Below are 9226 nucleotides of genomic sequence, written 5' to 3' on the forward strand. Positions count from 1 at the left end.
AATGAGTGTTTGATGAGAAAAGAGAATGTAGCACTTATTTTTTCCTGATAGGAACGGGGTTTTATCTTCGCCTGCATTTTTTATAGCCTCACCTATAAAATATTTGACTTTATTTAGCATAACCTGTAAAATGTTATTTAACTCACTTACAATGAATAATGTTTCACGTTTAAAACCCTGTTTCTCAAATCTGGAGAAAAAGAGGCTTATAAAAAATTATTACTGGTCCGTGTGCTGCTTTCAGTAGACCACATTTTCAAAACTAAAAAAATGCTATTAACACCAAGTATCTTGGGTGCCAACAGTCACTCACTGTGAACTTTTAAAAATGAAGAGGGAGAGATGTTAAAGATTACTAATTTATCCGTTGAATATAAAGGAAACTTAGCCTTAGACGATATATCACTAGACATTCCAGCAGCTACCTGTACAGGGATTATTGGACCAAATGGCGCTGGAAAATCAACTTTGATGAAAAGTATCTTAGAGATGGTGCCTGTCAAGTCAGGAAAAGCCACTATTGATAACCAACCTATCAAAAATTTCAAGCGAAAAATTGCTTATGTCGCACAACGTAGCGAAATTGATCTCAGTTTTCCAATCACGGTTTTTGATACTGTTCTAACAGGAACCTATCCGAATTTGAAGTTGTTTCAGAATCCGGGGAAGAAAGAGAAAGAAAAAACACATCAAGCCTTGCATAGACTAGGTCTTGATGCCTTTAAGGATAAGCCACTCAGCGACTTATCTGGTGGACAACTTCAACGGGTTTTTATTGCACGCGCCCTGGCCCAAGAGGCTGATTACTACTTTTTAGATGAGCCTTTTGTTGGTATCGATATGATTAGCGAAAAGATTATCATTAAAATTCTTGAAGAGCTGAGACAAGAAGGTAAGTCAGTCATTATCGTGCACCACAACCTTCATAATGTAAAAGAATACTTTGACTATCTGATTATTCTCAACAAAAAGCTTGTCTGTGCAGATTATATTCCCCAGTGCTTTACTAACAAAAATCTCCAAAGTGCTTATGGAGAAGCTTTGGGTAATGTTATCATCAAAGAAAGCGAGGTATAAATCAAGATGGATATTCTATTTTCTCTTTCTGACCTCACAGGACTGACCGTAACAATGCTGAGTGCTTTTATCGCTTCTCTCCTGCTAGGAATCATTTCAGGAATTTTGGGGTGCTTCATTGTCCTTCGCCGTTTGTCACTGATGGGAGATGCCCTCTCTCATGCTGTTTTACCTGGCGTAGCTCTTTCTTATATGCTGGGCATTAACATCTTGATTGGTGCAACCCTTTCAGGCATCTTAGGAGCTATTCTGATCCAGTTCATCATCAAGCACAGCAATTTAAAAACAGATGCATCTATCGGTATTATCCTAAGTAGCTTTTTTGCATTGGGCATTGTATTAATCACGAAAGCTGAAAGTGGTGTTGACCTCAACCATATTCTCTTTGGAAATATTCTCGCAGTTACACCACATGAACTCATACAATCTTTTGTATTATTACTCATCGTTGTTCTTGTCGTCAAGCTTTTTTTCAAGGAATTACTCATTACTTCCTTTGATCCTATCATGTCTAAAGCTTACGGACTAAAAAATAATTTTTATCATTATCTTCTGATGATTCTTCTTACTCTCTTCACTATTTCCGCCTTAGCTCAAGTCGGGATTGTGCTTGTAGTTGCCATGCTCATTATTCCAGCCTCTATCGCTTATTTGTGGGTTAACACGCTCCCGCGCATGATTACTCTGTCCTCTATCTTGGGAGTTCTCTTTGGCGTACTTGGAGTCATCCTGAGCTTTCACTATGACCTCCCCACAAGTGCCACTATCGTCATTGTAGGTGCTCTCGCTTTTGCCTTATCATTTTTCCTCAGTCCTCGCAATGGCTTTATCCACTATACTAAGAAAGGAACGTCACTATGAAACTCAAACGACTTGCTCTTGCTGCTGTGTTAGCCGCACTCTTTCTCCTTTTTACAGCCTGTGCTGCCCCAAAAGAAGAAACTGCTGCTTCAAACAAATTGAAAGTTGTAACAACCTACTCCATTATTGCTGATATTGTTGAAAATATCGGAAAAGATCACGTTGAGGTTTATAGCATGGTTCCTCGTGGAACTGATCCACATCTATACGACCCTAAACCCAATGATACACAAGCTGTAGAAAAGGCTGACCTTGTCTTTTACAATGGTCTAAATCTAGAAACTGGAAAAGGATGGTTTGATAAGCTCATCAAAAACAGTCGTAAAGAGGCAGCCAGTTTCATGGTGAGTGAGGGCGTGTCACCGATTTACTTGAGTGAAAAAGGGAAAGAAAGCGAAGAGGACCCACACGCTTGGCTTAATATTCAAAATGGTATTCTTTACGCTCAAAATATTGAAAAAGAGCTTTCAAAGAAAGACCCTCAAAACAAAGCAATCTATCAGAAAAATCTCAAAACATACACTGAGAAATTACAGCAATTAGATACTGAAACACAAAAGAAAATCAACAGTATTCCCAAAAACGACCGTATCCTAGTCACAAGTGAAGGTGCTTTTAAATATTTTGCTCAACAATACGGGTTGACTGCTGAGTATATCTGGGAAATCAATACGGACAATCAAGGTACACCTTCACAAATGACACGCATAAACAACATCATTAAGGATAAAAGTGTAAAAGCACTCTTTGTCGAAACGAGCGTTTCCCCTAAAACAATGGAAGCCGTCTCACGACAAACTGGAGTCCCTATTTTCTCCAAAATCTTCACGGACTCTCTGGCCGATAAGGGGCAAGAGGGGGATACTTACTATGACATGCTCAAATGGAATATTACTCACATCTACGACGGTTTGAATGGAAAGAAATGAATGCTTCACGATTTCTCCCTGTTGAAAGAACTAGTGAAAAACGACTGAGAAAAGTTCCAAAAATGAAAAAAGTGCCTAACCACGTGCATCATGATGCTGTGGTTAAGCACTTTTTGTTTGTGCGCCTTAGCTAAAATCAACTTTCGCCTCCCTCTCTGCCCAAACTCTTTAATTTTCTGTTCTCATAATAAATGGACAGCAAAGTAAGCAAGGCGAATGAAGGCCGAGATTGAAAACTCGGCGAGGGACTTCCAAATTAATCTTCTGTATACCAGTCATAGTGGAAGATTCCATCCATATCCGTACGTTCATAGGTATGCGCACCGAAGTAGTCACGTTGTGCTTGAATCAAGTTTGCGGGCAAGTTTGCAGAACGATAGCTGTCATAGTAGCTGATTGCACTTGCAATTGTTGGCACTGGAATACCTGCTTGAACAGCAAGACTCACAACGTCGCGTACTGCTGCTTGATAGCGATTTGTGATATCGATAAAGTACTCATCCAAGAGAAGGTTTTCAAGATTAGGGTTCTTGTCAAAAGCATCTGTAATGTTTTGCAAGAACTCTGCACGGATGATACATCCTGCACGCCAGATTTGGGCGATTGTACCGTAAGGAAGATCCCAGTCGTATTCCTTAGAAGCTTGGCGCAGTTGAGCAAAACCTTGGGCATAACTCATGATTTTTGAGAAATAAAGTGCTTGACGGATTTTTTCCACAATTTCAGCTTTGTCGCCTGAGAAATTCACTTCTGGACCTGATAATATCTTGCTTGCTTTCACACGTTCGTCTTTATAAGTTGAGATGAATCGCGCAAAGACAGATTCTGTAATCAATGGCAATGGAACACCCAGATCAAGAGCACTTTGTGATGTCCATTTACCTGTACCTTTATTGCCAGCTTTATCAAGGATTTTATCCACGATATAGCCGTCTGTACCTTGATCGTCTTTACGTTTAAGGACTTCTTTTGTGATTTCGATAAGGTAGCTGTCCAGTTCGCCTTCATTCCATTCTTCAAAGATGGACTGAATTTCAGCGTTGTCAAGTCCGAGCACACGTTTCAAGAGGTCGTAAGATTCGGCGATGAGTTGCATGTCGCCATACTCAATACCATTGTGGACCATTTTCACATAGTGACCCGCACCATTAGGACCCATATAAGCCACACATGGTTTGCCATCTTGAGGCGCTTTACCTGCGATTTGTTCAAAGATTGGTGCAATCAAATCGTAAGCTTCTTTTTGTCCACCAGGCATGATTGAAGGTCCTTCAAGCGCACCTTTTTCACCACCTGAAACACCTGTACCGATGAAGTTGATTCCTGAGTCTGCAAGCTCTGCATTACGACGCATTGTATCTGGGAAATGTGTATTTCCGCCATCAATCAAGATGTCACCTTTATCCAAATGTGGTAAAAGCGCTTGAATTGTCGCATCTGTTGCTGGACCAGCTTGTACCATAAGCATGATACGGCGTGGTTTTTCAATAGCAGCTACGAATTCTTCGATTGTCTTTGTCAAAACAAAATTTTTATCTGGATGTTCAGCTACAACTTCCTCCGTTTTTGCAGTCGTACGATTAAATAGGGCAACTGTATAGCCTCGTGATTCAACATTGAGGGCTAGATTTTTCCCCATTACGGCCATGCCGACCACGCCAAAGTTAGCTTGAGTCATTGTAAATCCTCCGATTTTTTTATCTTTTATAGCTCTATTATAACGCAAATTCTTTACAAAAGCTTATATAAACACTGTAAATTTTTTACAAAACAAAAACTGCCCGAGGACAGCTTTTCATTTTTACCATTCTGTTTCTGAAAGTTCTTTGGCTTTTTTTTCAAGGTCATCTGCTTCTTCAGAAATCTTATCAAAGTCGATATTATCTTCAACTTTTTCAGATACTGTATCAATATTATCATCAAGCTTTTCTTTAAATTCTGCCGCTTTTTCAACAACTTCATCTGTAATTTCTGATTCATTTTCATCAAAAAGCTCTTCAGTGCCTTCTTTGGCTTGATTGATTTTATCGACAATCGCATCACGTGTACTGTTGAAAAACTCAACAACTGATTCTTTAGAAAGTTCCCCTGAATCTACTTTTTCTTTAATCCAATCACGTTTGTTTGTCAAATATTCTTTCGCAGAATCTGCGGAGATTTCACCTGAGTCAAAGCGTGCTTTAATGTCATTAAATTTTTCTACAGAAAAGTCGCGCAGATTATTAAGCGCTGCCTCTGGATCCTCTTTGAAGTCACCATACATTTTTCCTGCATCTTCACGCATTTCGCTGCCTTTTTTGGGAGCGAAGAACAAAGCCGCAGCAGCACCAACTAAAGCACCTACTAAAAATCCTGATTTTTTAGACATATTATTTATCCTCCACTTTCTTTTTCTTCTTTAAAAATTTGTTTGCTGTTTTAGCCAACACCAAGGTTGAAGCTGAACGACCAACATTTCCTGTTTTTCTTGAGAAACGTTCTACCATATCACGACTGCTCTTGTTCACTGCAGTTACGCTTTCTGAAAGTTCTGCTACTGCCACAAAAAGAGGATCAATCGTCGCTACCTTTCCGTTGACATCATCCAAAAGAACATTAGCTTTAGCCATCAGTCCATCTGCTTGATGGAGTAAAACATCCACATCGCTGGATACTAACTTAACTGTACGGTTAGCTTCTTCAACAATTTTTGAAACTTTAAGCAAAAGTACAATCAAGAAAACAACCAAGGTTGCAAATGCAATTGCAATAATCAACCAAGCTATAGCTTGAATACTTATTTCTCCCATAGTCCACCTCCAAAACCGCTTAAATCTATGCGGTAATTTAACTTTATTATAGCAAAATTAATATTTTTTATAAACTAATTTATATTTTTATAAAAAGTACTTTTCTTAGTTAGCCAGAAAAGTACTTTTTATTAATCAACTTTTTTTAAACGTCCAATCAAGATGAAAGCAATACCCGCTATGACCATCAATGCTGAAAAGACTTGTGACACCCTAAACGCGCCAAGCATTAAGCTGTCTGTGCGCATACCTTCTACGATAAAGCGAACCAAGCCATACCAGATCAAGTAAAAGGCAAAGATTTCACCGCGCTTCAATCCTGGAAGACGATGACGGAAAATCATAATTATTAGAAAACCTGTAAACGTTCCGATACTTTCATAGAGAAATGTCGGGATACGATAAGCCCCATCAATAAACATTTGTTCTCGGATAAAGGAAGGCAAGTAGTTTAAGTTACTCACTGCCTCACCATAAGCTTCTTGATTGATAAAGTTACCCCAACGTCCAATGGCTTGCCCTATAAGTACTCCTGGAACACTGATATCTAGGAGATCCAGTGGATTAATCATTCGATAATAGGAAAAGATAAACAAGACAATAGCACCAGCAATCAGGCCACCGTATATAGCTCCGCCACCGTCCCAAAGTGCAATAATTTCACCTGGATGCTGACTATAATATCCCCATTCGAAAGCGACATAATATGCACGTACACCAATCAAGCCAATAGGAAAGGCCCATAAGATAAAATCAATCACATCGTCTGTCGTTAAGCCTCGCCGGGGGGCTTCTTTACAAGCGAGCCATACCCCTAAAGCTGCACCTGTAACAATAAAAATCGCATACCAATGAATGGAAAAGGGACCGAGCTCTAAGGCAATTTTATTTATTGCTAAATTTGGAAAATAGTTCACAGTCAACTCCTTAGCTGTTGTTTTCAATCAAATGTGTCAAACGGTCTTCAAAAAGTTCCGTTGCATCATAACCCATATCTTTAGCCCGGTAATTCATCACTGCTGCTTCAATAATGGTTGAAACATTCCGTCCTGTTTTCACTGGGATTTTAATCTGTGGTACCTCAACGTCTGCTAGAATGATATTTTTAATACCATTTCCCAAACGGTCAAATTCGCCGCCCACTTCATAAGGCTCAAGGTAAATCGTTAAGTCAATATCCGTTTGGTCTTTAACAGCACGCGCACCGTATAAGCTCATAACATCAATAATCCCAACTCCACGCAGCTCCAAAAAATTCTGCAAAACAGGTGCAGGCTCACCAGCTAGCGTGAAAGCATCTTTTTGGAAAACGTCAACACGGTCATCAGCGACTAAGCGATGGTTACGTGCCACCAAGTCCAAAGCCGTTTCAGATTTCCCGATGCCACTTGCCCCCTGAATCAAAACGCCGACACCGTAGATGTCCATTAGGACACCATGTACGCTCACACGTTCTGCCAACTCCTCATCCAAATAGGAAGTCAAGATGCTGTTTAAACGACTGGTCGTTTCACGTGACTGCAACAACACAATATCATGCTTACGGGCAACATTGATCATCTCCTCAGGAATTTCCAAGTTACGGGCAACAATAACGACTGGTGTGAGCTCTGTCATTACTTTTTTAAGAATATCATAGCGAGCATCTCCCACCACATTCATCATGTAAGACCACTCTTTCATCCCAAACAGTTGAATCCGTTCAGGCGTAAAGTACTCAAAATAACCAGACATTTCTAAACCAGGACGTAAAATATCTGAAGTCGCCACTTCTTTTTGAAGCGCTGTTTCCGTCGAATAGATAACATTAAACTTAATTTTTTTTATGAGATCTTGCACTGTGACTGTCATAACCGTCTCCTATCGTCTTTTTCTTTACTTATTATATCAGAATTATCCTTCCCACTCTAGAATATTCAGTTCATCCCTAAGTTAAAAGCTATAAAAAAACAAGTTTTCCTTGGATTCCTTGTTTATATTTTATTAATTTAGAATTTTTAGTTTGTTGGTTGGTGGATAATCAAAGCGGGTCGATCTCCAATATCCGAATTAGGTGGCTGCACAAGAGCTAGTCTTGTTGGCCTAAGGCCCAAATTCATCCCAATGTGCCAAATAGACTGATTTAGATTAGGAGGACCCAAACTGCGTAATCTCCAACCTGTTGATGAAGGATAACCATATGCCGCTCCGCGTCCTGATGGAGTAGAGAAAATTTTACCAGGTTGAGCAAGTCTAACGAAATCTGCCAGTGAAAGAGCAAAGGCGCGCTTAATCCCATCCTCTTTAACAACCCTTGTTACATCTGATGCAACGACTGGAGAAACATCAAGATTAATTGGCAATCTGTTCCAATCGTCTGGATTGCTCCAGAGAAATGTACTCTCGCTGGAATGTCCCGTATTAAAACTTCTTTCAACTGGAGAAACAATGTCTTGAACTTCTTGTCTAAGGCCGTTATACCAGTTAGAGATACGAGTATGTTGCCCAGCATCAGCTGACCGCGGAAGTGTATAATTTCGAATAATCAGATGATTCCCCTCACCCATATCCTCGAGATAGCGGTATTGCTCCCCTGCCATGGTAAAGATACGTCCCGGATACATGGCGCTGAATCTAAACTCATCGGGATGACTGTCCTCATCATAAGCTGGATTTTCAAAGTTATCATCCACCGCATTATTACGAATACCACGAAGCAGACGTTCTACCTCTCCACTTTCTGGCTCATCCTCAAAATCACTGTCCGGCGTAATCAACTGACTGTCCACATGGATAGCGTAGTAATAAGAACCACGGATATCATGTGCTGTCTCTGTCATCACTGCTGCATCCAACAGGTAAGAACTGGTTTCTCCCTCCTGCAGTTGACTGGCCCAGTAAGCCCAGCCTGTTTCCTGATCAATAACCCAGAAGTCGCCGATTTTATGCTCATTGGGTAAGGCAGACCATTGCTGAAGTGTCAGTGGGGCACGGTCTTGCGCCAAGTTTTGTGCTGTTGTACGTTCAACGCCCTCAAGAGCTCCGGGCCAGACTGTACTTGTTGGACCCTGACCATTTGTATAGCTCTCTCCTTCTTGCCAGTAGGCATCCTCACCTGTACCCGGATGAGTGGCCCCATCTGTACTACCGTCTGTGGCACTATCGCCAGCGATGTAGTCTCGCGCATGCCCCGCTGCAGCCGTCATCAGGTCGTTCTCCACATGGTTGAAGGTGGGCAAGTACCAAGGCGCATGTTCTCCTTGACGGGTCCAACCAAAGGTCAAGTTACTATATTGGTTAAAGACGGCAGAGTCCCCCACACGAGTAGTGAGCGTGTTGCCTTCTGGAATGTAGGTGGTCCAAGTTTCAATTGCATCCCGCTCAGTATTGGGCACTACAGGTGTGAAACTTGTTTCTCCTCTTCCTCGAATTTCCATGAACTCAGACAGACGAATCCGTGCCATGACAGGCTCCTCCCCATAGTTTTCGACAAAGACGTCCTTGTTTTCGGTGTCACGGTTGTAGTAATCGTGAACGCGGCCGCCTACTTCGCCCAGATTATCTCTCAGGCGGTCGTTAATGGCGCGTTGG

Annotated in this window: 9 protein-coding genes; 3 read left to right on the forward strand and 6 right to left on the reverse strand. The window is 41.0% G+C overall.

Going from position 1 to position 9226, the window contains the following annotated elements; genetic code table 11:
• Nucleotides 1–342: 342 nt before the first annotated feature.
• The 3 genes from B4H39_RS06260 to B4H39_RS06270 are packed head-to-tail and all read left to right on the forward strand — an operon-like array spanning nt 343 to nt 2867.
• Entirely contained in the window at nt 343–1077 is a 735-nt protein-coding gene (locus tag B4H39_RS06260; protein WP_251423916.1) for a metal ABC transporter ATP-binding protein, read from the forward strand.
• 6 nt (nt 1078–1083) lie between these two features.
• A complete protein-coding gene (locus B4H39_RS06265; RefSeq protein ID WP_251423919.1) occupies nt 1084–1938 on the forward strand; it encodes a metal ABC transporter permease in 855 nt (284 codons plus the stop codon).
• Nucleotides 1935–2867 (forward strand): metal ABC transporter substrate-binding protein, encoded by a 933-nt coding sequence (locus B4H39_RS06270; RefSeq protein WP_251423922.1) that lies wholly within the window; start codon nt 1935–1937, stop codon nt 2865–2867. Before B4H39_RS06265 ends, B4H39_RS06270 begins: the two co-directional genes overlap by 4 nt.
• Nucleotides 2868–3123: 256 nt before the next feature.
• Here B4H39_RS06270 and gndA read toward each other — a convergent pair whose 3' ends face one another.
• The 6 genes from gndA to B4H39_RS06300 form a co-directional block, all read right to left on the reverse strand.
• A complete protein-coding gene (gene gndA / locus B4H39_RS06275) occupies nt 3124–4545 on the reverse strand; it encodes an NADP-dependent phosphogluconate dehydrogenase (protein ID WP_251423925.1) in 1422 nt (473 codons plus the stop codon).
• Nucleotides 4546–4668: 123 nt separating this feature from the next.
• On the reverse strand, nt 4669–5235 hold the full coding sequence (locus B4H39_RS06280) for a YtxH domain-containing protein (protein WP_202231562.1): 567 nt from the start codon (nt 5233–5235) through the stop codon (nt 4669–4671).
• A gap of 1 nt (nt 5236) precedes the next feature.
• Nucleotides 5237–5656, reverse strand: a complete 420-nt coding sequence (locus tag B4H39_RS06285; RefSeq protein ID WP_202231561.1) for a DUF948 domain-containing protein — start codon at nt 5654–5656, stop codon at nt 5237–5239.
• Between the two features lie 131 nt (nt 5657–5787).
• The gene (gene lgt, locus B4H39_RS06290) at nt 5788–6573 is read right to left on the reverse strand and encodes a prolipoprotein diacylglyceryl transferase (RefSeq protein WP_251423928.1); all 786 of its coding nucleotides are present in this window, start codon (nt 6571–6573) and stop codon (nt 5788–5790) included.
• A 10-nt stretch (nt 6574–6583) separates the two neighbouring features.
• Entirely contained in the window at nt 6584–7507 is a 924-nt protein-coding gene (gene hprK / locus B4H39_RS06295) for an HPr(Ser) kinase/phosphatase (RefSeq protein ID WP_202231559.1), read from the reverse strand.
• A gap of 146 nt (nt 7508–7653) precedes the next feature.
• On the reverse strand, nt 7654–9226 hold a 1573-nt coding region (locus B4H39_RS06300), incomplete at its 5' end, for a hypothetical protein (protein ID WP_286927544.1).

Origin of the sequence: Lactococcus sp. UBA7128 (assembly GCF_002492185.1) — a bacterium.
Lineage (GTDB): Bacteria > Bacillota > Bacilli > Lactobacillales > Streptococcaceae > Lactococcus > Lactococcus muris.

What these genes read in the sequence shown, in the direction of transcription:
- B4H39_RS06280 (WP_202231562.1), bottom strand. Translation starts at nt 5,235, where the DNA reads ATGTCTAAAAAATCAGGATTTTTAGTAGGTGCTTTAGTTGGTGCTGCT.
- B4H39_RS06270 (WP_251423922.1), top strand. Translation starts at nt 1,935, where the DNA reads ATGAAACTCAAACGACTTGCTCTTGCTGCTGTGTTAGCCGCACTCTTT.
- B4H39_RS06285 (WP_202231561.1), bottom strand. Translation starts at nt 5,656, where the DNA reads ATGGGAGAAATAAGTATTCAAGCTATAGCTTGGTTGATTATTGCAATT.
- gndA (WP_251423925.1), bottom strand. Translation starts at nt 4,545, where the DNA reads ATGACTCAAGCTAACTTTGGCGTGGTCGGCATGGCCGTAATGGGGAAA.
- B4H39_RS06260 (WP_251423916.1), top strand. Translation starts at nt 343, where the DNA reads ATGTTAAAGATTACTAATTTATCCGTTGAATATAAAGGAAACTTAGCC.
- B4H39_RS06265 (WP_251423919.1), top strand. Translation starts at nt 1,084, where the DNA reads ATGGATATTCTATTTTCTCTTTCTGACCTCACAGGACTGACCGTAACA.
- hprK (WP_202231559.1), bottom strand. Translation starts at nt 7,507, where the DNA reads ATGACAGTCACAGTGCAAGATCTCATAAAAAAAATTAAGTTTAATGTT.